Consider the following 21,375-nt stretch of genomic DNA (forward strand, 5'->3'; position numbering starts at 1 on the left):
AGGACGCCCCATGTTTCGCGCCACCCTCGCCCGTCGTCTTCTAAGTGTGTTCCTGGCCTGCGCCCTGCCCGCCCTGGCCCTTGCCGATAACGGCAAGCCGCTGCGCATCGGCATCACCCTGCATCCGTACTACAGCTACGTGAGCAATATCGTCGGTGACAAGGCCGAGGTGGTGCCGCTGATTCCGGCCGGCTTCAACCCCCACGCCTACGAGCCACGGGCCGAGGACATCAAGCGCATCGGCACCCTGGATGTGATCGTGCTCAACGGTGTTGGCCATGACGATTTTGCCGACCGCATGATCGCCGCCAGCGAAAAGCCCACCATCGCCACCATCGAATCGAACAGCAACGTACCGCTGCTGGCCGCTACCGGCGTGGCTGCACGCGGTGCCGGCAAGGTGGTCAACCCGCACACTTTCCTGTCGATCAGCGCCAGCATCGCCCAGGTCAACAACATCGCCCGCGAGCTGGGCAAGCTCGACCCGGACAACGCCAAGTACTACAGCCAGAACGCCCGCGCCTACGCCAAGCGCCTGCGCAAGCTGCGCGCCGAGGCCCTGGCCCAGGTCACCGAAGCGCCGGGCGCGGAGTTTCGCGTGGCAACCATCCACGCCGCCTACGACTACCTGGTGCGCGAGTTCGGCCTGGAAGTCACCGCCGTGGTAGAACCGGCCCACGGCATCGAACCAAGCCCCAGCCAGCTGAAAAAGACCATCGACCAACTCAAGGCCCTGGACGTGAAAGTGATCTTCTCGGAGATGGACTTCCCCTCGGCCTACGTCGAAACCATCCAGCGTGAATCGGGGGTGAAGATCTACCCGCTGACGCACATCTCCTACGGTGATTACAGCAAGGAGAAGTACGAAGTCGAGATGAAGCGCAACCTCGACACCGTGGTGCGGGCGATCAAGGAGTCCCAGGCATGACCGTGGCGCAACCGCTGCTCAACCGCGCCTGCGGGCCGGACATCGCCTTTGCCGAGGTCGACCTGACCCTGGGCCGCACGCGAATCCTCGACAAGGTCAGCTTCAACGTCGCCGCCGGCAGCGTGCATGCGCTGGTCGGGCCCAATGGCGGCGGCAAGAGCTCGCTGATCAAGACCCTGCTCGGACAGATGCCGCACCACGGCCAGTTGACCCTGACCTGGCCGGGTGAAGAGCAGATCATCGGCTACGTGCCCCAGGCACTGGAATTCGACCGTGGCCTGCCGATGACCGTGGATGATTTCATGGCCGCCATGTGCCAGCGTCGCCCGGCTTTTCTCGGCTTGTCACGCAAGGTGGCGCCCGCCATCGATGCCGCGCTGCAGCGGGTCGGCATGCTCGACAAGCGCAAGCGGCGCATGGGCGCCCTCTCCGGTGGCGAGCGCCAGCGCGTACTGCTGGCCCAGGGGCTGATCCCGGCGCCGCAACTGCTGGTGCTCGATGAGCCGATGTCGGCGCTGGACGAGGCTGGTATCCAGGTGTTCGAACGCCTGCTGCACGAGTGGCGCGCCGCCGGGACCACGGTGCTGTGGATCGAGCATGACCTGGAAGCCGTGGCACGCCTGGCCGACCGCGTCACCGGCCTCAGCCGCCGGGTGCTGTTCGATGCGCCACCGAAACAGGCGCTGACCCCGGACCGCCTGCTCAGCCTGTTCTCCATCCACCCGCGCAGCGAGAGCATCGCCTGATGAACTACGAAGAATTTCGCCTGCTGATCCAGGGTTGGGCTACCGCCGGCTACCTGCCCGAAGCCCTGGCCTATGGTTTTGTGGTCAATGCCCTGCTTGCCGGCCTGATGATCGGCCCGGTGCTCGGCGGCCTCGGTACCCTGGTGGTGGTCAAGCGCTTTGCCTTCTTCTCCGAAGCCGTCGGCCATGCGGCGCTGACCGGTGTAGCCATCGGCATTTTGCTCGGCGAACCCTACACCGGCCCCTACGGCAGCCTGTTCGGCTACTGCCTGCTGTTCGGCATCCTGCTGAACTTTCTGCGCAACCGCACCGGCCTGTCGCCCGACACGTTGATCGGCGTGTTCCTCTCGGTGTCCCTGGCCCTGGGCGCCAGCCTGCTGCTGATGCTGGCCGGCAAGATCAACGTGCACATCCTCGAGAACGTGCTGTTCGGCTCGGTGCTGACCGTCAGCGGCCAGGACCTGCTGGTGCTCGGCATCGTCGGCAGCCTGGTGCTGGCCCTGGCCCTGCCACTGTACAACCGCATCATGCTGGCCAGCTTCAACCCGCAGCTGGCAGCGGTGCGCGGCGTCGCGGTGAAGCGCCTGGACTACCTGTTCGTGGTGCTGGTGACCCTGGTCACCGTGGCCGCGGTGAAAGTCATCGGCGCGATCCTGGTCGGCGCCCTGCTGGTGATTCCGGCAGCGGCGGCGCGCTTGATCAGCCAGTCGCTCAAGGGTTTTTTCTGGGCCTCGGTGCTGATTGCCACCCTGAGCACCCTGGTGGGCATCCTGCTGCCGATCGTCTTCGACCTGCCGGTGCCTTCGGGTGCGGCGATCATCCTCGTCGCCGGCTGCTGCTTCGCCCTCGCCGCCCTCGCCCGCGGCCTTGTTCCACGCCTGCAAGGAAACCCGGCATGACCTTCAAACTCCAGCACCTGTGCCTGGCCCTGGCGCTCGCCGGCCTGCCGACCCTGAGCCTGGCCCAGAGCGCCCCCGCGGCGGCCAGGCAACAAGCGGCCGGGGTCACCGTACTGGCTTCGCTGCCGGTGACCAACACCCTGGCCAGCGCCCTGCTCGACGGTACTTCGGTAAAAGTGCAGCGTGCGGCGCCGGCGAACATTCCGGCCTCGCGCCAGCCGTCGTACTTCAGTGGCCGCGGTGGTGCCAGCCTGCAAAAAGCCGCTGGCGGCGCCGACGCGGTGATCGGCCTGCGCTCGATCTGGAGCGACGACCCGCTGTACCCGGTGGCCCGGCGCAGCAATATCCGCATCGTCGAGATCGACGCCGCGCGCCCGGTCGATGGTGCCCTGCCGGGCATCGCCGTGCAGGGCAACAACGCCTTTGCCGGCTACCCCTGGCTCAACCCGAGCAACCTTGGGCGCATGGCCGATGTGCTGGCCAACGACCTGGGGCGCTTGAGCCCGGCGGACCAACCGAAGATCCAGAGCAACCTGGCCGCCCTCAAGCGCCAGCTGCTGGAGCTCAGTGCCGGCAGCGAAGCGCGCCTGGCCGAAGCGGACAACCTCAGTGTGGTCAACCTGTCGGATCGCCTGGACTACCTGGTCAGCGGTTTGAACCTGGACCTGATCGATCACCCGCAAGTGGCCGATGACCAGTGGGATGCGGCGGCGCTCAAGCGCCTGGGCGATGAGCTCAAGGGCCAGGAGGTGGCGCTGGTGCTGCATCACAAGCAGCCAAGCAAGGCAGTGGCCGAGGTGATAGCAGCGTCCGGAGCCAAGCTGCTGGTGGTGGAGACCGATGCCCAGGATTCGCTGGCGGGGTTGAAGGCCAGTGTCGAGCAGGTGGTGGGGGCGTTGGTGGCGGGTAGCAGCTGACCTTGGCTATTTTGGGGCTGCTTTACAGCCCATCGTCGGCAAAGCCAACTCCCACAGGTATTGTGGGAGCTGGCTTGCCAGCGATAGCTTCACCACCGACTCATCGCTTCATACAGCGCTGATAGCGCTCATCCACCCGTTTGGCAAACCAGGCCGTGGTCAGTTTGCGGGTGATCTTCGGGCTTTTCAGCTCGATCCCCGGCAGCTGCGCCCGTGCCACGGCCTTGCCCGCCGCGCCATCGGCCAGGGCATAAACGCCCTTGTACAAGCGGGTGTCTTCAAACTCCAGGCTGTCGCCCTTCTCCAGCTGGTTGCGGATGCTGACATTGCGCAAATCCAGCTTCAGCCCCAGGCGCCTTGCCGCCTGCTCGGTGGTACCGGGCATGATCGCCCCCGGCGCGATCAGGTCGCCGTCCAGCGCCAGCGCCACGCCCGTGGCCCGGCTCAAGGCACTCTGGAATGCCGCGTTGCGGCTGGCGTACCAACCGGCATTGAAGTCACCAAAGCGATAGAGCTGGCGATCATAGTGGGTGGGGTAACCGAGCAGGTGGGCGATGCCGAAGTACATGCCGCCGCGCCGACTGAAGACTTCCTGGCGGATGGTGCCGCCATAGGGATAGGGATAGTCCTGGGCATGCTGTTCGGCAAAGTCGATGCTGACCTGCATCGGCCCGCCGGTGCGCACCGGGTTCAAGCCGCCGAGCAGGGTCTTGCCCATGGGCAAGGCACCGATCAATTCATCGAACAGGTCGCTGAGCTCTTTTTCGCTGCGCACCGCATCCAGCCGCTGGCCATAGGTCTTGCCGGTCGGCGAGCGGGTTTGCAGGGTGGCGTCGATCAGCAGGTTGGGGATATGCAGGCTGGCGGCGCGGCGGTCGATCTCTTGCCGGGCGATGCGGCCCAGACCCGGTACTTTCGGGTCGGCCTGGAAGGTCGACTCCTGTTCGGTGACCGCCAGCACTGCGCACAGGTTGCTCTTGCTGGCGGTGATCTTCTGCGCGGCAAAGGCGCTCTGGATATCCCGCGCCCAGCCTTCGCGGTCCTTGGCGGTGGCCGGCAGCAGGCGCACGATCTGGGCACGCACCTTGGCCGGGGCCTGCTCAGGCGCTTCACGCTGGGTGACGCAGCCCTGAACGGCCAACGCCACGCTGATAACAACCAGCCAACCGGGTAATTGCATGGGCTCTCCCGCCGCGTCTGGCAATAGCTGCACAGTAGCGGCGGGCGGCCACGACTGCAATCAGCAGCCTGGTTTGGTCAGTTGCGTACCAAGGGTCACTGCGGTGATGGCCACCGGCTTGAAGCTCTGCAGGGCGACCGGGTCGAAGCTGCGTTCGCAGTTGTATTTGTTGTCGATGACAAAGTCATCGCCCTTGCGCTTCTTCATTTCGTCCGCCCATTTTTGCGAGGCAGCAATGGCCTCATCATCGATGAGTATGGCTTCCACCAGGACCTGGGTGAAGCCGACCGCACGGGGCCCTTCCCACAGCGCATACACCGATGGATCGAAGGCGTTGCCACACATCGTCAGACAGTCGGCATAGAACTCCAGCGGGCCACCGGTGGACTCATGCAGGGCGGCAAAGGTCAGCGGCTGGTTGGCGGGCGGGGCGAAGGTGCCGATGAACGAGCCGAGGTCGGCCTTGCAGGTCGGCGACAGCTCCAGGCGCAGGTCGTTGATGCTGCCACCGGTTGCGTCGGCAGTGATTTCGCAGCCCTGCACCTTGTAGGTGTGCTTGTCGCCGAAGCTGGTGCGGGCGACGCCTGCGACCGATTCGAAATACTTGAGGTTGGTGCCGAGCATTTCACCATTGAAGACCTGGGCAACAGTGGCGTTGGCCTGGGCGATCATCGGCAGGCAAGCCAGGGCCAGGGTCGAGCCGATAGTCAGCAGTGCACGCGATTTCATCTGAACATCCTGTAAGCAATCAAGTGCCGCGCACTTTAATGCAGCGCCGCGCGCAACACCACTGGCCAGCGTCTCAGTTCGACGCTTACGGCTGCTCGCCCACCATGTAGGTCTTGCTGATATGACGGAACTGCTCATGGGCCGAGCTGCCCATCAGTTCGAACACCACCATCTCGCGGGTGACGATCTGCGCCCCGGCCGCGCGCATGCGGGCAATGGCGGCGTCGCGATTGTGGGCCCCGCGACAATCGCAGGCATCCTCGACCACGAATACCTGCTTGCCCAGTGCCAGCAGGCCGAGCACGGTTTGCAGCACGCAGATGTGGGTTTCCATGCCGCACACAACCACCTGCTCGCGAGCCAGCAGCGATGCGGGCAGGCATTCGGCAGCGACGCAGGAGAAGTGCAGCTTCTCCACCACCTGGGCACCTGGCGAAGCCTCCTTGAGCTCGGCCACGGTCGGCCCCAGGCCCTTGGGATACTGCTCGGAAAACACCGTCGGCAGCCCCAGGGTGGCGGTCGCTGCCAACAACCAACGGGTGCGCGCCAGGGTGCCGGCCGGGTCGCTCACCGCGCCAATGAGTTTTTCCTGAACATCGATGACCAGCAAGCTGGCCTGGTTCGGCTTGATCAACATCGCGTGCACCTGTGTTCCGGGTAAACCTCAAGGCTCGCCCATTCACCGTCGCTGCGTCAATGTTCAAGCCGACAGGCGATGGGGCTCCAGGGCCGCGCTGAGCACGCCGAGGACGCGCTCTTCATGCTCATGGATGAAGAAGTGTCCCCCTGGGAATACCTCCAGCGAGAAGTCGCCGACACTCTCCTGACGCCAGGCCAGCAATTGCGCCTCGCTGGCTTTGTCGTCTTCCCCGCCCAATACATGCAAGGGGCAATGCAGGGGCGGACGCTGACGATAGACATAACGCCCGCACAGCAGAAAATCGGCGCGCAGCACCGGCAGGGTCAGGCTCATCAGCTCCTGGTTGGCCAGCACCTCTTCCGGCGTACCCTGCAGCTTGCGCAGCTCGTCGATCAGCACCTCATCGCTCTTGGGCTCACGCCAGTTTCCGCCGTCATAGTCTTCACGCCGGGTTGGCGCGGCCGTGCCGCAGGCAAACAGCGCCACCGGCGGCGGGCAGCCCAGCGCCTGCAGCTCGTGGGCCAGCTCGAAGGCAAGCAAGGCCCCCAGGCTGTGGCCGAGCAAGGCATAGGGCTGACTGGCTGCCAGACGCTGCTCGCTGGCCAACTGGCGGGCCAGCACCTGCATGTCAGTCAATAATGGCTCGCCCAGGCGCGCACCGCGCCCGGGCAGCTCCACCGGGCGCACGCTCAACCAGGCCGGCAGCTTGCGCCGCCAGCGGCTGTAGACCATGGCACTGGCACCGGAGTACGGCAGACACAGCAGGGTCAATGCAGACACGCGCGCCCCTTACTGCGTCGCAGCGGTTTCGGCCATCTTCTGGCGCAGGCTCAAGGGGCGCATGTCGGTCCAGACTTCGTCGATATACGCCAGGCACTCCTTCTTCAGGCCGCTTTTGCCAACCGTGCGCCAGCCCGCCGGGATCGCCTTGTAGTCGGGCCAGATGGAATACTGCTCTTCGTGGTTGACCACTACCTGGAACACGATGTCTTCGCGATCGAATACGGATGTCATTGCCTGTCTCCTGGATTGATTGGGCCCGTCACGCCGGTGGCGTACGGTGGCTTTCTAGAGAACGAACGACAGGCGCGACAAATTAATCCGCAGTGACCAGCACACTGGCCAGCTCACAACGCTGAAACGGACCCGAGGCCTGGCTGTCGCCGCTGACCACCACCTGCACGCTGTATGAACCCGGCACCGGGGTGTCGAGCCAGGTACCGAGCTGACCGGCAGCGGCCCCCAGGTGCACCACGCGCTGCTGGTGGGCGAGGATGTCCAGCTCCGGCAATAGCGTATGGCGCAACGCGGCGAGCCTGGCCAGGGGCTCGGCAATGCCGGTGGCACGGTCGAACGGCAGCGCCTGCACCGTGCGGAGTTGATCGTGGTACTTGACCAGGGCGTCAGCCAGGCTGAGGGTCGGCCCCTGCACGATGGCATGGGCGCGGACATTGCTGATCACCTCGCCACCGGCCTGCAGGTGCGCCGTGAGTGCCAGCGGCTGGCCAACCGCGTGGCGCGCGGCCATTTCGACGCCCAGGCGAATGTTGGCAGGCCCGCTGCGTGCCGTCACCGAGTGCTGCAACGCCCCGGCCGTGCAACTGATCGATTGCCCGCTGCCGGCGAACTCGACCTGCAGGTACCACTGCCCCGGTTCCGGGTGGGGAAGATTGAAGATGACAAAACCGGCGCCGATGATACTCGGCGCCAGCGGGCTGGTGACGCCACTGGGGTCGACCAGAGTCACCGACAGCTGATTGCCCCGCGGGCTGCCACTGGTATAGCTCACCTCGCGACTCGACCACACCAGCGACAACTGCGCCGCACCCGGACGCTGGCCGATGACCAGCGGAATCAACTGGTAGCCATGCTGGGCGATGTCGTTGAGCTGGTTGGTCAATAGCGCTGCATTGGCGCTGGTTGCGCGGATCTGGTTGTAGACCTTCATCAGGTCCACCGCGCGGGGCGCATAGAAGTAGCGCCCGCCGGTGCGCTGGGCAATCTGCTGGAGCAGGTGCTGATCGGCCTGGGGGCCCAGGGCGCAGGCCATCACCGGATAGATCGGCAGCACCTCCAGCGGTGACGGCCCGTCATTGTGCTGGCCGTCGCTCAAGAGCACGCAGGCACGCGACAACCTGGACGAATCGAGAAAACTGCGGCTGTGCTGCAAACCCAGGCCGATGGCGCTGGACAGGCCGTCAAAAGCCAACCCGGCCACCGCGGTGGCGGCACTGGCGGTGATATTGAGCAGCGGGTCGACCGTGGCCAGGCCGCCGTTGCCGGTGAACACCGTGCGCGCCTTGTGATCACAGGCCACCACGGCCAGCTTGTCACCCGCCTTGAGCAAACGCAGGAACGCCTGGGTATCGATCAGCGCCTGCTCGACGTGACCGTATTGGCTCATGCTTTCCGATATATCGATTATCGGCACTACTGAAACCGTGCTCATGCCCTGTGCTCCCTGCTCATGGGCTTTTTCTGGATCATAGCTACGGCGAATACCCTGTCAAACGACCTGGGTGACATAAAAACACCATTGGTCGGCGCAGGGTACTCAAGACAGCGCGGGTCGAGGGACGACACCCGCCCCTCGCAGCACCGGCACTCAGGTGTTGGACTTGAGCTTGGTCCACAGCCGCGTGCTCAGGCGGGCGATGGCCGGTGGCAGGTCTTCGACGGTGAAGAGTTTTTCCAGCACGTCCTTCGGCGGATAAATCGCCGCATCCTGCTTCACCGCAGGCGTGAGGAACTGATCCGCAGCGCTGTTGGGGTTAGCGTAGTGGATGCTGTTGCTGATGTTGGCGATCACTTCAGGGCTGAGCAGGTAGTTGAGGTAGGCGTAGGCGTTCTTCTCGTGGGGCGCGTTTTTGGGAATGACCAGCATGTCCATCCACAGGGTCGAGCCCTCCTCCGGGATCGAGTAGGCGATATCGATGCCGTTGTTGGCCTCCCTGGCGCTGGCCGCAGCCTGGACCACGTCGCCGTTGAAACCGATCACCGCGCAAACGTTACCGTTGGCCAGGTCGCTGATGTACTTGGAGGCATGGAAGTACTGCACATAAGGACGGATCTTCAGCAGTGCCTGCTCGGCCTGCTTGTAGTCCGCAGGCGTATGACTGTGGTGCGGCAGGCCCAGGTAGTTGAGGGTGATCGGCAGGATCTGCGTCGGGTTGTCGATGATCGCCACGCCGCACTGGCTGAGCTTCTTGATGTTCTCTTCGTCGAAGAACAGGTTCCACGAACGGGTGACGTCGGTGCTGCCGAAAATTGCCTTGATCTTCTCGACGTTGTAGCCGATGCCGGCGGTGCCCCACATGTACGGAAAACCGTACTGGTTGCCGGGGTCGTTGACCTCGAGCTTTTTCATCAACAGCGGGTCGAGGTTCTTCCAGTTGGGCAACTGGCTCCTGTCCAGGGGCTGGATCGCCCCGGCCTTGATCAGCCGTGACATGAAGTGGTTGGAGGGGCTAACCACGTCATAGCCGGTGTTGCCGGTCATCAGCTTGGATTCGAGCACTTCGTTGCTGTCGTGAATGTCGTAGGTCGCCTTGATGCCGGTGGCCTTGGTGAAGCTGGGCAAGGTGTCGTCGGCGATGTAGCCGTTCCAGTTGGAGATGTTCACTGCTTCGACAGCGTATGAAGCGGCGGAAAAAGTCGCGAGCAAGGCAACCAGGGGCAGCGTTTTGAATTGCATGATCATTCACCTTTCAAAGGAGCTTTGTTCTTGTTGGGATAGACGGTGTTCTAGATTTCAGTCCTGGCTCGCAGCGCTTCCACACGCATCCGCAGCATGGCACCGATATCGAGCAGCGGCTTGGGGGGCAACCAGCCGGGTTGCGCCCGGGCCATGACCGAGGTCAGCAGCGGCGAGCTCGCCCCGCTGGCAAGCTCTGCCAGCAAACGCCCCCACAAGGTGCCGCGGGCAACCCCGGAGCCATTGCAGCCGGCCACGGCAAACACGCCTTCTTCGACCTTGGCGAAGTACGGCTGGCCGGAGCGCGAGGCGCTGAGGTGGCCGGTCCAGGTGAACTGGATGTCTTGTGCGCTGAACCACGGAAAGCGTCGCTGCAAGCCCCGCAGATGATGCTGCTGACGTTGCTGCAGTTCACTCGGGCCAAGGTCCCGCGCGCGGTATTCGGCGGTGTTGCGGATCATCACCCGGCGGTCCGGGGTCAGCCGTACTGTGGCGCCCAGTGGCCGGGTCGAGAGCACGCCCCACGGCTCGACGTTGCCGATGGCGCTGAACTCGGCGTCGGTCATCGGTCGGGTGAGGCTGGCGCTCAATTCCATCGCGAAGGTGCCACTGGTGTCGATGCCGGCCCGTGGAACAAAGGCGTTCAGGCACACCAGTACCTGTTTAGCCTCGATGCTGCCATCGGCACTGTTGGCGCGCACACGGCCCTGATCGAGGCGCTCAAGGCTGTTGATATCGGTGTTTTCATACAGTGTGACACTGGCTGGCAGTGCATCGAGCAAGCCCTTCACGTACTTGGCCGGTTGCAGCAAGGCGTTGCCGTTGCCGCACCAGATCGCTGCCTGGTAATGGCTGCTGCCGAGCTTGTGCTTGAGCGCCTCACCTTGCAGGAACTGCGCCTCGGCGCCGACGGCACGCAGGGTCGCCAGCTTGGCTTCGACATGGGTGAGCTTGTCCGGGTCGTTAACCGCGAAAAAGTAGCCGTCGTCGCGAAACTCGCAGTCGATGTCGTGGCGCACGATGCGCTGGCGCACTTCGTTGCTGGCGACCTGGCCGATCGCGGTATCGGTTTCGTAGTCGGCAAAGCCCCCATGGCCAAGCAATTCGTTGTCGGCCGGGTGTTCATGAGCGACGACAAAACCGGAGTTGCGTGCCGACGCGCCTTGCGCGGCGTGCTGGCGATCAACCACGACAACCCGCGCCTGCGGGTGCATTTCAGCCAGGGTATGGGCGGCACTGAGCCCGGTGATGCCCGCGCCGATCACCAGCCAGTCGGCTTTTTGCGCGCCGCTCAGGCGAGCGCGTACCGCTGAACTGCCCGCCAGGGCAATCCAGCCACATTGGTTTTTCATGCATCACCTCTCGACCTGTATGCACACAGCGCATGGACGTTTTATGCTGGTGGCGGTTGCCATGGCCAGAATCTAAAAGGTCTTTGCTGATACAACCAACGTTATAAATTCATCGGGGCATTCGAAAAACGCATGGATAAAGTTCGCCACCTGCCTTCGCTGCAAGCCCTGCAGGCGCTGGTCGAAGTCGCCGATACCGGCAGCTTCACCCAGGCCGCGCATAAGCTGTGCCTGACCCAGAGCGCGGTAAGCCGCAAGATCCAGCTGTTGGAGAGTCATTTTGGCGTAGCCATGTTCGTGCGCAGCAGCCGCAGCTTGCAGCTCACTGCCGAGGGCGAACAGGTGCTGGCCAGCGCACGGAGTATTCTCGAGCAACTGAAAACCCTCGAAGAACGCCTGTCGCCGCAACAGCGCCCGTTCCGCATCCGCATGCACGTGTCGCTGGCGGTGCGCTGGTTGCTGCCCAGGCTTAGCGAGTTCTACCGCTTGCACCCGGACATCTCGTTGTCGATCGAGACGGTGGCCACCGAGATTGTGGAACCGGCCACGGACAGTGATGCGTACATCCTTTACCTGCCCGAGCCTTCCAGTGATTCGGCCTGCTCGACACTGTTCGAGGAAACCCTGGTGCCGGTGTGCACGCCCGGCCTCGGGCTGGATTCAGAGGCAGACCTGGTGCGCTTTGCACTGCTGCATGGCTCCACCGACCAGCAGACCTGGAGCCAGTGGCTGGCGGCGCGGGGCGGCAAAGCGCTGGCGGATTACCGGCACATACCGTTCAACCTCGACGAATTGGCGCTGGATGCGGCGGCGCGAGGCTTGGGGGTGGCGATGACCGACCTGACCCTGGCCGCCGAATCGATTGATCGCGGCGTGCTGATCGTGCCGTTCGGGCAGCCACTGAAGACCGGCGGGGTGTATTCGTTGTGCCTGCAGGCCGCAGGAGCCGGGCATCCGGCGTGCGCGGTGGTGATGCAGTGGTTTGCCGAGCAGCGCGGTGGCTGATCCTGTTACATTTACCGCCTGTCCAACCCTCCAGAGCCTGAAAATGGATCTTCACGCACTTCTCGCCTTCACCCTGGTTGCCGCGATTGCCATCGCCAGCCCCGGCCCCGCTACTTTGATGGCGATCAACAACAGCCTGGCCTACGGGCCGCGTTATGCGGTGTGGTCCTCGCTGGGCAACGCCAGCGGGCTGTTCTGCCTGTCAGCGGCGGCCATGCTCGGCCTCGGCGCGCTGCTCGCCAGCTCCGAGTGGTTGTTCAACGCGGTGAAGATCCTCGGTGCCGGCTACCTGTTCTACCTCGGTGCCAAACAGTTGATGAAAAAGAGCCCGATGCTGGCAAGCGATGTTGCAGCGGGCCAGGCACCGGTCAAGCCCTCACGCTGGAAGCTGTACAAATCGGCCTTCCTCACCGCCGCCACCAACCCCAAGGCAACGATGTTCTTTACCGCCCTGTTCCCGCAATTCATCGACCAGAGCGCTGCGCTGTTGCCGCAGTTCCTGATCCTCACCGCGATTTTCATGGGCTTGTCGCTGACCTCCCTGAGCCTGTACGCCGCCCTCGCCTCGCGGGCCAAAGGCGTGCTGACCCGGCCGGCGTTCTCGCGCTGGGTGAGCCGGGTGGTGGGCTCGACGTTTATCTTCTTTGGTGCGGCAATTCTGACCATGCGCCGTCAGGGTGCTTGATCTAGAGAGCAGCGCAAATCCTGTGGGAGCTGGACTTGCCAGCGATCGAGCGCGTAGCGGTCGTAATTCAGGCAATACCTGATGTGTTGGCTGTACGGCGACATCGCGGGTCAAGCCCGCTCCCACAGACAATGCATCAACCCTGGTCGACACCACGCTTGAATACCCACCCCAACCCCGTTACCCTCCTTCAGTCGCTGCCAATTCAGCGACCGGGTGTGCAAGCCCGAACGATGTGGAGCAATCAGTACCTTGAGACCTTCCCGGCGCGTCTTTGCGTCCGAGGAATAGTTTTATGGTGGCTGTGCGTGGGAGGCCTTCGGGTCTGCCGGGTCCTATATCCTCGGTCTTGCACACCTGCGCACAGCTGCCACCCATTCGTGTGCAAGCGGATGCTGGCAGTTTCCTGGCTGATATAGGAGATGCAGCATGATCAAGATCGTTCCTGATCCACCGCCAGCCGGCGCCCTTCCTCACACTGCCGACGCGCCTTTCGGGGCTTGTGCTGCAGGTCATCCCCCGTTGTTTTCTGTACGCGCCGGTATCGAGGCGCATGACGCGTTGGTGCATGCGTCGATGTATTTGCGTTGCGCCCATGACACTGGCATGCAGGCATGCGACAAGGTTGATGCCGACGCCCGCGGAATGATTTGGGCAACACTGCACTCGGTCGAGATGGCCAAGGGGCTGGTGGATGCGTTGCTTGATGGGATCGAGACACAAGCCTTGGAGCGCAAGGCAGCCAGGTAACAATCCAGGGGGACGCAAGCGCCTGGTTTTGGGGCCGCAGGTGCGGCCCATCGCTGGCAAGGCCAGCTCCCACAAATCCTGCGTCCAACCTCCAGAGACCTACCCAACGATGAACTATCAAGCCCCGACTCTCTGGGCTGGACATCAATACTGGCCACTTAGTAGCATCCAATCAGCAGGACTGCGTAACTCAATACGACTATCACCAGCCAGGGAGGCTGAATGAACACGATTGTCCATCGACCCATCCACGCAGCTCTACGCCCCACCCTCGGCTGGTCCGATACCTGGCAGGGCCCTGACCAAGGTCTGATCCGCTGCTGGGAGGCTGGTCGTGAACGAGCCCTCAAACATCCCGACATTGCCCAGCGCTGCATCGCCGGTGAGCTCCCCGTGCTGGGCTGGAAAGGTGGTGTCGAACGCACCTTGAAGAAACTCGAGAAGTTCGGCTCGCTCAAGTATCTGGCTCACTGGCAAGGTTTACGCGGTGACGACCTGCAAATCGATACCACAGCGGAACTGACGATTAGTTGCAGCCGTACAGGGATGGTCGTGACTTTCACACCCGAGCAAAGCAAATACTACAACTCACAGGTTGATAACGAAGAGTAAGGAAGCTTGCATCATGGTCGACTTGCATCAGGAATTCGAAAACAGTCGTTTCTACCACCAGGCCCGTATCGACCGACGCTCGGCGGACGCCTTACTCGGCATTGCCGCAGGGCTCACTGCAGATAACACCATCAACCAGCGAGAGGCTGAGTTTCTAAAAAACTGGATCGAGCATCATCTGGCACACCTGGATGATCCAGTGATCAACCTGCTCTACCGACGCCTGGCCAATATGCTCAGCGATGGAATTCTGGATGCCGACGAGTCGGCGGAATTGTTGGAGATACTCCAGCAATTTACCGGCGCCCCCAGTAATAGTCCTCGCCCTTTTACTGCGCCCACCACACTCCCCCTTAATGATCCAGCACCTGCCCTCGACTGGCCAGACAGGGTGTACCTTTTTACTGGCGCCATGGCCTATGGGCCACGTAAGGAGTGTGAGGCCCTCGTGCTAGATCGCGGAGGCTTGATTGGCGGCTCGGTGAGCAAAAAGGTGCACTTCCTGGTGGTGGGGAGTGTCGGGAACGAGCAATGGCTGCACAGTAGTTATGGTACGAAGATCAAGAAGGCTGTGGAGATAAGAGAGGCTGGGGGCGGGATCGCGATTGTTAGCGAGGAGCATTGGCAGAAGGCGGTATTTGGGCAAAATTGACCCTAACAAGAAAACTTCGCTAACACTCCACTCACCGCCTGCCAGAGCGATTAGTCCGCACACTAAAAAAGAGAAAACGATGCCTGAGAAAAAATCCTCCTATGTAAAAAATGGACGCTTAGGTGAGGTACTAGCCCTGATACAGGTTTTGGCTTACGACCGTAATACTAGTCGTAGCGAAGCGGGTTTGAAAGATGAATTAAAAGAAAAACCGGAGTCAGAAAACTCGTGGATCAACCTTGCTAAAAACCACCCAGAACTCTTCCGTGTTCGCGAAGAACAGGGGGCTATTGATAGAGTATCTCTAGTTTCACGCTACGTTCTCCCCCACACGACAGAAAACGGAAAAAAAGTAAGACCTCCGCTGGACACCTCTGTAGTTAACAAATTAATAGAAGTAGCAATCGAGCTCCATGATCGAGAAAGAAAGCATGCCGAACGCTGGAAGATTTTTATTCCTATGCTAGTCGCAGCCATCAGCGCTAGCGCCGCGATCACCGCAGCCTTAATATCCAAAACTTAACCTCCCAGAAAATCATAAAACTTTTCGGAGCCCCAACAATGCTTGAACACTTTAAATACATAGCCCCACTTGCAACCTTTGCATTAGGTATATGGGCAACACCGCTAATAGAAAACAGAAAAGAGAAGGCAAAGGCCAAGGCCATCTTTAACAACCTCAGCTTAGAGCTCGACGATGAGCTAATCGAGCTTGAAGCAAAATTAAAGAAAATGGCCGCCGCGCTGATATCACTAAAAAAACTAAAAAACGGAGAGCCCGAAATCGGCCAGCCATTCTACTATGTCCCTAGAGATACAATCTGTCAGTTCCTGAAGCCCGCAACCGAGACATCTTTTAGGCGTTTCAACAAAAGCCAGCGCTTTGCAATCAAGTCACTCAGCGTCCAGGTAGAAGCAATTAATGGCTATAGAAGTCAAATAAAAAACACCCAAGCAACACACGAAACATTCGACGAAGTTATCAAAATCTACAAGCGTTACTTGCATACAGGCAGCTGCATGCTTAACACCATGCGCATAATCTCAGGCAAACCCCAAGCCAATTTAAGCGGCGACGACAACGCAATAATCAATACAGTCTTGAGCGAGTTAAAGATCGAGCTAAACGCGAGTGATCTCATCATTACCTCAACCCTCCAAATAGAGAACCCTAGTAAAAACCTGACAACGCAAGCAATTCGCTAGCCTTGGTAACCCCCTCAATGCCTACTCCGCTGAAAACCTGCTGGCCCTCAAGCTGGCGCAACGTGCCCGGCATTGACTACAGCGCGCCGACCCTCGACCTGCAGGCCATTGTGCCGAAAGCCGGCGACAAGACCTGGGCACAGTTCGATAGGCACGACAATGTGCAGGCTGGCGAGACCGTGCAACTGCTATGGTGCCCGCCGCTGTCCGCCGTCAATGGCTGGAGCGAACAGCCTTCGGAAATTGCCCTGAGCTACCTGCTGAAGGCGCTCGTGCTCAGTTGCATGGGCGACACCTATGAACTCGACATCCTTGGCAGCGAGCGGCTACTGCCAATGCTCAGGTCCCTGCCCCACGATCAGGGCGCCTGGGCACTGCAGCAAGTCGGTGGCGAGGAGGCGCAGATCTTTGCCCTGGAGGAAGCCTGCTGGAGTGCCTGCGCGGTGGTCGAGGGGCTGACCTACCTGAGTGCCTGCACGCCGTTCGAAGCGCATATGGAGCTGATACTCGAGGTGACAGGCGATGAGGTTGTCGGGCTGTTCTCGGCGCATGTCGACCCGGGCGGGGCTTTCTATTCGTTTGGCCGGCGCAAGCTGGAAGGTCGGGAGCTGAGGGCGGTCGAGCAGGTGCTGAAGGTTGCGCAACCGCTCAAAGACTCTCAGGGCCGCTACCTGCTGACTTGAAGGCCTCATCGCTGGCAAGCCAGCTCCCACAGGCCCTGCACCATTCCTGAGAACAGCGGCAAACCTGTGGGAGCTGGCCTTGCCAGCGATGGGTTGCAAGGCAACCCCGAGGGCCTACTGGCCGAGTAGCTCCCGCGACATCAACCACTGCTCCTTGCCCCAGGCCTCGAACCGCTCGCGCACGCTCCAGCCGCGTTTGGCGTAGTACGCGCTCTGGTCATGGGTGTGCAGGTACAAGGTGGCCACGCCGCGCTCCCGGGCTCGCTGACAAATCCCTTCAATCAGTTTTTCCGCCAGGCCCTGCCCGCGTGCCTGCGGCTCGACCAGCACACAAGCAAGCCAGGGCCCTAGCTCCGGGCGCCCGGGCAGGTCATCGCGGGCCAGCGCAGCGCCACCGAGCAAGCGTCCTTGATCGAGCGCAACCAGGCATTGCCAGTCACCGTTGCGCTGGCCCTCGGCGAACTCTCGCCGCCATGCTTCCAGCGAAATATCGGCGTACTCATAGCTGAACTGCCGATACAGCCGCTCGGCGAAGGTGTCGCAGTGCTGCATGTGGTGTTCAAGCCATTCCAGGTTCGGCATGTGCAGTCCTTTTTATGTTTTGCTCAGGTGCCCGAGCGCTCGGGCAACAGACTACGGTCAAACACGAAGGGCGTCTCGGCTTTCGGCGTGTGTTCGAACAGTTGCTGGGGCCGGCCCATTTTCGGGAAGTTCTTTTCGCCGGTGTCGCGAATCCAGCCCTCGTCCTTCATGCGCTCCAGGCGCTTGCGCAGGGAGGTGTTGTTGACCGGGTGACCGAGGCAGGCCTGCACGGCGTTGAGTGCATCGAGCACGGTGAAGCGCTCGGGCGCCAGGTACAGCGGCAGGTTGGTATACACCGCCTTGGACGCCAGGCGCTCGCACGCCAGCTGCACCAGCAGGTTATGGTCGAACGGCAGCACCCGCTTGCGCCCGATGACGCTGGCGACGTCGACAAAGCACAGCTGCTCAGTGCCGGCCTCGACCTCCGGGCCGAGCAAGGCCAGGTAGTAGGTACTCATCGACCAGCCACGCGGGTCGCGAAAGGCGTTGCCCTCGGTGCCCACCTGTTCCAGGTGACGCGGCAGGATCCGGGCCTTTTCGCTCATCGCCCGGTCAGCCGCGGCCGCCAGGGTATTGTCCGGGGTGCGGCCGTTGACGATCACCCCCGGCAGCGCCCACTCACCTTCGTGGGGCGCGCGATCGCGCCGGTACAGCAGCACTTCCAGCTGCTTGCTCTCGGGGTTCAGGCGCAACGCGACGATGTCGACGCTGGCCAGTACTTCTGCAGCACTCACTGTGGACTCCTATACACCTCAAACTCTGCAACGATGTCGGGCAGGCACCAGGCTGCCGGCAGCGCCTGGCCATTGCGCAGGCCGGCGCGAATCGCCGAGCTGTGCACGCCCAGTTGCTCCTCGGCCACCAGCAGGCCGAAGTCTGCCAGCAGTTCCCGGCCTCGATAGAAGCCAGCAACATTGGCCTGGTTATCCTCGCCGATGACCAGGGCGATATCAGCGCGGGCAATACCGCTGCGCTCGCTCAACGCGCACAGCAGGTCATAGCTGTACACCGCCCCGCCCTCGCCGCCCAGCTCACGCTCCACGGCCGAGCAACTGACCCGCTCGCTCCCGAGCCGCTCGATCAGCCGCTGCAACCAACGACAACGCAGGTCGAAGTCGACCATGCGCTTGCCATGGGCATGCCGGTAACTGGGCACCACGAGCACCTGATCGGCCCACTCCAGCGCCCGGGTGATCACGCTCAGGTGGCCGGGGTGCGGTGGGTCGAAAGCACCACCGTACACGGCCAGACGAAACCGCACCGGGCCCGACTCATATATTTCACTATGCATACTATATCCACCGTGGTTGCTTCTGAAAAAGAAAAAGCGGTTGACATACATATTACACCTAGTGAATTATGTGTCCACACCCAGTGCAGGAGCCACCCCATGAAAATCGCCAGCTTCGATGTCGACGCCCAAAACGGCTTCACCGACAACGCCCCCTCCGAGTTGCCAGTCCCCGGCGGCGCCGAGATCGCCCCGGCACTCAACGCCATGGCCAAGCGCGCCAGCCTGCGCATCGGCAGCAAGGATGCCCACACGCCGAAAGCCGCCTGGGTGGTGGGTAGTCACGCCGAGATGCTGCAGCCACTGGACATGGCCAACGCCGACCTGACCTGGGTCAGCCACTGCGTGCCGGGCACGCCGGGCTTCGAGCTGCTGGCCGGCCTGCCTGCGCCGATCGACTACGACTTCTTCGTGTGGAAAGGCATCGAACCCGACCTGCATCCCTACGGCGCCTGCTACCACGACCTGGCCAGCCGCCGCTCCACCGGGGTTATCGAGTACCTCAAGGTGCAAGAGGTCAAAGCCGTGATTGTCGGCGGCCTGGCCCTGGATTTCTGCGTCAAGAACACCGCCCTGCAACTGCAGGCCGCAGGCTTGCAGGTGTTTCTCTACCAACCGGCATGCCGGGCGATTTCCGCCCAGGGCGCCGCAGCGGCCATGGCCGAGATGACCGGCCAGGGCATCATCGCCTGCGCCGACCTCGCCAGCCTCGACCAGCAACTGAACGCATTCAAGGGAGCATGAACATGAGCGAGAGCGTCTTCGGCCCAAGCATCATCCAGAACCTGCTGGACACCGACTTCTACAAGATCACCATGATGCAGGCGGTGCTGCACAACTACCCCAACGCCGAGGTGGAATGGGAATTCCGCTGCCGCAACAGCGAAGACCTGACCCCGTACCTGGCCGAGATCCGCTACCAGATCGAGCAGCTGGCCGAGGTCTCGATCACTCAGGACCAGCTGGCTTACCTGGGGCGCATCCCTTTCATCAAGCCGGACTTCATCCGCTTCCTCAGCCTGTTCCGCTTCAACCTGCGCTACGTGCACGTTGGCGTCGATGATGCCGGGCAACTGGCGATCCGCCTGCGCGGGCCCTGGCTGCACGTGATCCTCTACGAGATCCCGCTGCTGGCGATCGTCTCCGAAGTGCGTAACCGCTACCGCTACCGTGAAGTGGTGATGGAGCAAGTGGGTGAGCGCCTGTACGAAAAACTCGACTGGCTCAAGGCCGAAGCGTCGCCTGCGGAACTGGCCGGCCTGCAACTGGCTGATTTCGGTACCCGTCGGCGCTTCTCCTACCGGGTCCAGGAGCACGTGGTGCACACCCTCAAGCAGGACTTCCCGGGGCGTTTTGTCGGCACCAGCAACGTGCACCTGGCGCGCGAACTGGACATCAAGCCGATCGGCACCATGGCCCACGAGTGGTTCATGGCCCACCAGCAACTGGGCCCGCGGCTGATCGACAGCCAGGTTGCCGCGCTGGAATGCTGGGTCAAGGAATACCGCGGGCTACTCGGCATCGCCCTGACCGACTGCATCGGCATGGACGCCTTTCTCAAGGACTGCGACCTGTACTTCGCCAAGCTGTTCGACGGCCTGCGCCACGACTCCGGGGACCCGCTGCTCTGGGCCAACAAGGCCATCGCCCACTACGAGAAACTCGGCATCGACCCGAAGAGCAAGACCCTGGTGTTCTCCGATGGCCTGAACTTCGCCAAGACCCTGCACCTGTACCGCGAGCTCAGCCCACGAATCAACGTCAGCTTCGGCATCGGCACCAACCTGACCTGCGACATTCCCGGCGTTGAGCCGATGAACATCGTGATCAAGATGACCGCCTGCAACGGCGCTCCGGTGGCGAAGATCTCCGACAGCCCAGGCAAGACCCAATGCCGTGACGAGAACTTCGTCAGCTACCTCAAGCACGTGTTCAAGGTTGAAGGCCAGTAAAGGAGAAGCACATGAACAGTCGCCAGATCGAGATTGCCAAGGCCCTGGGCGTGGTGGCGCCCTTCGCAGATAACGCGGCAGTACAGAACGAGATCCGCCAGCGCATCGATTTCATCAAGCAGACCCTGCTCGATGCGCGCTTGAAGGTGTTGGTGCTGGGCATCAGCGGCGGCGTCGACTCGTCAACCGCCGGGCGCCTGGCGCAGCTGGCGGTCGAGCAATTGCGCAGCGAACAGGCCGACAGCGACTACCGCTTCATCGCCATGCGCCTGCCGCACAACACCCAGCATGACGAGCCCGATGCCCAGGCCGCACTGGCCTTCGTCGGCGCCGATGAGTGCATCACGGTGAACATTGCAGACGGCGTCAACGGCCTTGCCGGGCAACTGCCGCAACTGGCCGAGCTCGCTGACGGGCAACGGGATTTCGTCCTCGGCAACGTCAAGGCGCGCCTGCGCATGCTGGCCCAGTACACCCTGGCCAACGCCCGCAATGGCCTGGTGATCGGCACCGACCATGCCGCCGAAGCGGTGATGGGCTTCTTCACCAAATTCGGCGACGGCGCCTGCGACCTGGCCCCCCTGAGCGGGCTGTGCAAGGGCCAGGTGCGGGCTATCGCCGCCGCGCTGGGTGCGCCGGAACACCTGGTGCACAAGGTGCCTACCGCCGACCTTGAAGAACTGCGCCCGGGCCTGGCCGACGAGCAGGTACATGGTGTCAGCTACGGGCAGATCGATGCCTTCCTGCAGGGTGAAAACGTCGATGACGCGGTCGCAGCCATCATCAATGCCTACGACAAGACCCGGCACAAACGCGAATTGCCCAAGGCACCGGCGGCACGATTCGCTACAATGCTGCCATCCTGAATGGAC

Annotated in this window: 26 protein-coding genes; 15 read left to right on the top strand and 11 right to left on the bottom strand. The window is 62.3% G+C overall.

Features of this window, described 5'->3' with window-relative positions; genetic code table 11:
• Positions 1-10: 10 nt before the first annotated feature.
• Genes LOY45_RS17300 through LOY45_RS17315 form a run of 4 tightly spaced genes read left to right on the top strand, consistent with a single transcriptional unit; the run spans position 11 to position 3,490 of the window.
• Positions 11-928: a metal ABC transporter substrate-binding protein gene (locus LOY45_RS17300; RefSeq protein WP_115086238.1), complete on the top strand. Its 918-nt coding sequence runs from the start codon at positions 11-13 to the stop codon at positions 926-928.
• Positions 925-1,674 carry a metal ABC transporter ATP-binding protein gene (locus LOY45_RS17305; RefSeq protein ID WP_115086237.1) on the top strand — a complete coding sequence of 250 codons (750 nt, stop codon included), beginning with the start codon at positions 925-927 and terminating at the stop codon, positions 1,672-1,674. The genes LOY45_RS17300 and LOY45_RS17305 overlap by 4 nt, the downstream gene beginning before the upstream one ends.
• Complete coding sequence (locus LOY45_RS17310) at positions 1,674-2,573, top strand: metal ABC transporter permease (protein ID WP_115086236.1); 900 nt, start codon at positions 1,674-1,676, stop codon at positions 2,571-2,573. The genes LOY45_RS17305 and LOY45_RS17310 overlap by 1 nt, the downstream gene beginning before the upstream one ends.
• Complete coding sequence (locus LOY45_RS17315; RefSeq protein WP_233674647.1) at positions 2,570-3,490, top strand: metal ABC transporter solute-binding protein, Zn/Mn family; 921 nt, start codon at positions 2,570-2,572, stop codon at positions 3,488-3,490. Before LOY45_RS17310 ends, LOY45_RS17315 begins: the two co-directional genes overlap by 4 nt.
• 100 nt (positions 3,491-3,590) lie before the next feature.
• On the opposite strand, the gene LOY45_RS17320 is transcribed toward LOY45_RS17315, so the two are convergent.
• From LOY45_RS17320 to LOY45_RS17355, 8 genes are all read right to left on the bottom strand, one after another.
• Positions 3,591-4,670, bottom strand: coding sequence for a DUF1615 domain-containing protein (locus tag LOY45_RS17320; protein WP_166675666.1), 1,080 nt, complete (start codon positions 4,668-4,670; stop codon positions 3,591-3,593).
• Positions 4,671-4,730: 60 nt separating this feature from the next.
• Positions 4,731-5,399 (bottom strand): hypothetical protein, encoded by a 669-nt coding sequence (locus LOY45_RS17325; RefSeq protein WP_258578097.1) that lies wholly within the window; start codon positions 5,397-5,399, stop codon positions 4,731-4,733.
• An 85-nt stretch (positions 5,400-5,484) separates the two neighbouring features.
• The gene (locus LOY45_RS17330; protein WP_115086233.1) at positions 5,485-6,036 is read right to left on the bottom strand and encodes a hydrolase; all 552 of its coding nucleotides are present in this window, start codon (positions 6,034-6,036) and stop codon (positions 5,485-5,487) included.
• A 63-nt stretch (positions 6,037-6,099) separates the two neighbouring features.
• Positions 6,100-6,819 carry a thioesterase II family protein gene (locus LOY45_RS17335; RefSeq protein ID WP_115086232.1) on the bottom strand — a complete coding sequence of 240 codons (720 nt, stop codon included), beginning with the start codon at positions 6,817-6,819 and terminating at the stop codon, positions 6,100-6,102.
• Positions 6,820-6,828: 9 nt separating this feature from the next.
• Positions 6,829-7,053 carry an MbtH family protein gene (locus LOY45_RS17340; RefSeq protein ID WP_115086231.1) on the bottom strand — a complete coding sequence of 75 codons (225 nt, stop codon included), beginning with the start codon at positions 7,051-7,053 and terminating at the stop codon, positions 6,829-6,831.
• A gap of 82 nt (positions 7,054-7,135) precedes the next feature.
• Positions 7,136-8,488, bottom strand: a complete 1,353-nt coding sequence (locus tag LOY45_RS17345) for a vWA domain-containing protein (protein WP_233674650.1) — start codon at positions 8,486-8,488, stop codon at positions 7,136-7,138.
• Positions 8,489-8,644: 156 nt separating this feature from the next.
• Positions 8,645-9,733, bottom strand: coding sequence for a polyamine ABC transporter substrate-binding protein (locus LOY45_RS17350; RefSeq protein ID WP_258578098.1), 1,089 nt, complete (start codon positions 9,731-9,733; stop codon positions 8,645-8,647).
• A gap of 50 nt (positions 9,734-9,783) precedes the next feature.
• Positions 9,784-11,085 carry an NAD(P)/FAD-dependent oxidoreductase gene (locus LOY45_RS17355; protein WP_258578099.1) on the bottom strand — a complete coding sequence of 434 codons (1,302 nt, stop codon included), beginning with the start codon at positions 11,083-11,085 and terminating at the stop codon, positions 9,784-9,786.
• Positions 11,086-11,217: 132 nt separating this feature from the next.
• On the opposite strand from LOY45_RS17355, the gene LOY45_RS17360 reads away from it, so the two are divergent.
• The 8 genes from LOY45_RS17360 to LOY45_RS17395 all read left to right on the top strand — a co-directional run bounded on the left by LOY45_RS17360 (position 11,218) and on the right by LOY45_RS17395 (position 16,678).
• Entirely contained in the window at positions 11,218-12,090 is an 873-nt protein-coding gene (locus tag LOY45_RS17360) for a LysR substrate-binding domain-containing protein (RefSeq protein ID WP_115086228.1), read from the top strand.
• A 43-nt stretch (positions 12,091-12,133) separates the two neighbouring features.
• The gene (locus LOY45_RS17365; protein WP_134062025.1) at positions 12,134-12,775 is read left to right on the top strand and encodes a LysE family translocator; all 642 of its coding nucleotides are present in this window, start codon (positions 12,134-12,136) and stop codon (positions 12,773-12,775) included.
• Positions 12,776-13,204: 429 nt separating this feature from the next.
• A complete protein-coding gene (locus tag LOY45_RS17370; protein ID WP_115086226.1) occupies positions 13,205-13,525 on the top strand; it encodes a DUF6124 family protein in 321 nt (106 codons plus the stop codon).
• Positions 13,526-13,747: 222 nt separating this feature from the next.
• Positions 13,748-14,137 carry a hypothetical protein gene (locus tag LOY45_RS17375; RefSeq protein ID WP_115086225.1) on the top strand — a complete coding sequence of 130 codons (390 nt, stop codon included), beginning with the start codon at positions 13,748-13,750 and terminating at the stop codon, positions 14,135-14,137.
• A 13-nt stretch (positions 14,138-14,150) separates the two neighbouring features.
• Entirely contained in the window at positions 14,151-14,789 is a 639-nt protein-coding gene (locus LOY45_RS17380; protein ID WP_115086224.1) for a BRCT domain-containing protein, read from the top strand.
• A 79-nt stretch (positions 14,790-14,868) separates the two neighbouring features.
• The gene (locus LOY45_RS17385) at positions 14,869-15,312 is read left to right on the top strand and encodes a hypothetical protein (RefSeq protein WP_258578100.1); all 444 of its coding nucleotides are present in this window, start codon (positions 14,869-14,871) and stop codon (positions 15,310-15,312) included.
• A 38-nt stretch (positions 15,313-15,350) separates the two neighbouring features.
• Positions 15,351-15,995 carry a hypothetical protein gene (locus tag LOY45_RS17390; protein ID WP_258578101.1) on the top strand — a complete coding sequence of 215 codons (645 nt, stop codon included), beginning with the start codon at positions 15,351-15,353 and terminating at the stop codon, positions 15,993-15,995.
• A gap of 17 nt (positions 15,996-16,012) precedes the next feature.
• Positions 16,013-16,678, top strand: coding sequence for a hypothetical protein (locus LOY45_RS17395; protein WP_244211897.1), 666 nt, complete (start codon positions 16,013-16,015; stop codon positions 16,676-16,678).
• A gap of 114 nt (positions 16,679-16,792) precedes the next feature.
• On the opposite strand, the gene LOY45_RS17400 is transcribed toward LOY45_RS17395, so the two are convergent.
• From LOY45_RS17400 to LOY45_RS17410, 3 genes are read right to left on the bottom strand one after another with little or no spacing between them, the layout of a single operon-like run.
• Positions 16,793-17,260 carry a GNAT family N-acetyltransferase gene (locus LOY45_RS17400; RefSeq protein WP_010222493.1) on the bottom strand — a complete coding sequence of 156 codons (468 nt, stop codon included), beginning with the start codon at positions 17,258-17,260 and terminating at the stop codon, positions 16,793-16,795.
• A 23-nt stretch (positions 17,261-17,283) separates the two neighbouring features.
• On the bottom strand, positions 17,284-17,994 hold the full coding sequence (locus LOY45_RS17405) for an NrtR DNA-binding winged helix domain-containing protein (RefSeq protein ID WP_115086221.1): 711 nt from the start codon (positions 17,992-17,994) through the stop codon (positions 17,284-17,286).
• Entirely contained in the window at positions 17,991-18,551 is a 561-nt protein-coding gene (locus LOY45_RS17410; protein ID WP_115086220.1) for an adenylyltransferase/cytidyltransferase family protein, read from the bottom strand. Before LOY45_RS17410 ends, LOY45_RS17405 begins: the two co-directional genes overlap by 4 nt.
• A 99-nt stretch (positions 18,552-18,650) precedes the next feature.
• Between LOY45_RS17410 and LOY45_RS17415 the strand changes: the two genes are divergently transcribed.
• From LOY45_RS17415 to nadE, 3 genes are read left to right on the top strand one after another with little or no spacing between them, the layout of a single operon-like run.
• Positions 18,651-19,295: an isochorismatase family protein gene (locus LOY45_RS17415; RefSeq protein WP_115086219.1), complete on the top strand. Its 645-nt coding sequence runs from the start codon at positions 18,651-18,653 to the stop codon at positions 19,293-19,295.
• A 2-nt stretch (positions 19,296-19,297) separates the two neighbouring features.
• A complete protein-coding gene (gene pncB / locus LOY45_RS17420; RefSeq protein WP_010222497.1) occupies positions 19,298-20,503 on the top strand; it encodes a nicotinate phosphoribosyltransferase in 1,206 nt (401 codons plus the stop codon).
• An 11-nt stretch (positions 20,504-20,514) separates the two neighbouring features.
• Positions 20,515-21,369, top strand: a complete 855-nt coding sequence (nadE, locus tag LOY45_RS17425; RefSeq protein WP_258578102.1) for an ammonia-dependent NAD(+) synthetase — start codon at positions 20,515-20,517, stop codon at positions 21,367-21,369.
• Positions 21,370-21,375: the final 6 nt, after the last annotated feature.

The organism is Pseudomonas wadenswilerensis (genome assembly GCF_024749185.1).
Taxonomy (GTDB): Bacteria; Pseudomonadota; Gammaproteobacteria; order Pseudomonadales; family Pseudomonadaceae; genus Aquipseudomonas; species Aquipseudomonas wadenswilerensis.

What these genes read in the sequence shown, in the direction of transcription:
- LOY45_RS17385 (WP_258578100.1), top strand. Translation starts at nt 14,869, where the DNA reads ATGCCTGAGAAAAAATCCTCCTATGTAAAAAATGGACGCTTAGGTGAG.
- LOY45_RS17380 (WP_115086224.1), top strand. Translation starts at nt 14,151, where the DNA reads ATGGTCGACTTGCATCAGGAATTCGAAAACAGTCGTTTCTACCACCAG.
- nadE (WP_258578102.1), top strand. Translation starts at nt 20,515, where the DNA reads ATGAACAGTCGCCAGATCGAGATTGCCAAGGCCCTGGGCGTGGTGGCG.
- LOY45_RS17395 (WP_244211897.1), top strand. Translation starts at nt 16,013, where the DNA reads ATGCCTACTCCGCTGAAAACCTGCTGGCCCTCAAGCTGGCGCAACGTG.
- LOY45_RS17345 (WP_233674650.1), bottom strand. Translation starts at nt 8,488, where the DNA reads ATGAGCACGGTTTCAGTAGTGCCGATAATCGATATATCGGAAAGCATG.
- LOY45_RS17320 (WP_166675666.1), bottom strand. Translation starts at nt 4,670, where the DNA reads ATGCAATTACCCGGTTGGCTGGTTGTTATCAGCGTGGCGTTGGCCGTT.
- LOY45_RS17355 (WP_258578099.1), bottom strand. Translation starts at nt 11,085, where the DNA reads ATGAAAAACCAATGTGGCTGGATTGCCCTGGCGGGCAGTTCAGCGGTA.
- LOY45_RS17365 (WP_134062025.1), top strand. Translation starts at nt 12,134, where the DNA reads ATGGATCTTCACGCACTTCTCGCCTTCACCCTGGTTGCCGCGATTGCC.
- LOY45_RS17360 (WP_115086228.1), top strand. Translation starts at nt 11,218, where the DNA reads ATGGATAAAGTTCGCCACCTGCCTTCGCTGCAAGCCCTGCAGGCGCTG.
- LOY45_RS17400 (WP_010222493.1), bottom strand. Translation starts at nt 17,260, where the DNA reads ATGCCGAACCTGGAATGGCTTGAACACCACATGCAGCACTGCGACACC.
- LOY45_RS17310 (WP_115086236.1), top strand. Translation starts at nt 1,674, where the DNA reads ATGAACTACGAAGAATTTCGCCTGCTGATCCAGGGTTGGGCTACCGCC.
- LOY45_RS17300 (WP_115086238.1), top strand. Translation starts at nt 11, where the DNA reads ATGTTTCGCGCCACCCTCGCCCGTCGTCTTCTAAGTGTGTTCCTGGCC.
- LOY45_RS17340 (WP_115086231.1), bottom strand. Translation starts at nt 7,053, where the DNA reads ATGACATCCGTATTCGATCGCGAAGACATCGTGTTCCAGGTAGTGGTC.
- pncB (WP_010222497.1), top strand. Translation starts at nt 19,298, where the DNA reads ATGAGCGAGAGCGTCTTCGGCCCAAGCATCATCCAGAACCTGCTGGAC.
- LOY45_RS17330 (WP_115086233.1), bottom strand. Translation starts at nt 6,036, where the DNA reads ATGTTGATCAAGCCGAACCAGGCCAGCTTGCTGGTCATCGATGTTCAG.
- LOY45_RS17375 (WP_115086225.1), top strand. Translation starts at nt 13,748, where the DNA reads ATGAACACGATTGTCCATCGACCCATCCACGCAGCTCTACGCCCCACC.
- LOY45_RS17390 (WP_258578101.1), top strand. Translation starts at nt 15,351, where the DNA reads ATGCTTGAACACTTTAAATACATAGCCCCACTTGCAACCTTTGCATTA.
- LOY45_RS17350 (WP_258578098.1), bottom strand. Translation starts at nt 9,733, where the DNA reads ATGCAATTCAAAACGCTGCCCCTGGTTGCCTTGCTCGCGACTTTTTCC.
- LOY45_RS17370 (WP_115086226.1), top strand. Translation starts at nt 13,205, where the DNA reads ATGATCAAGATCGTTCCTGATCCACCGCCAGCCGGCGCCCTTCCTCAC.
- LOY45_RS17415 (WP_115086219.1), top strand. Translation starts at nt 18,651, where the DNA reads ATGAAAATCGCCAGCTTCGATGTCGACGCCCAAAACGGCTTCACCGAC.
- LOY45_RS17305 (WP_115086237.1), top strand. Translation starts at nt 925, where the DNA reads ATGACCGTGGCGCAACCGCTGCTCAACCGCGCCTGCGGGCCGGACATC.
- LOY45_RS17325 (WP_258578097.1), bottom strand. Translation starts at nt 5,399, where the DNA reads ATGAAATCGCGTGCACTGCTGACTATCGGCTCGACCCTGGCCCTGGCT.
- LOY45_RS17315 (WP_233674647.1), top strand. Translation starts at nt 2,570, where the DNA reads ATGACCTTCAAACTCCAGCACCTGTGCCTGGCCCTGGCGCTCGCCGGC.
- LOY45_RS17410 (WP_115086220.1), bottom strand. Translation starts at nt 18,551, where the DNA reads ATGCATAGTGAAATATATGAGTCGGGCCCGGTGCGGTTTCGTCTGGCC.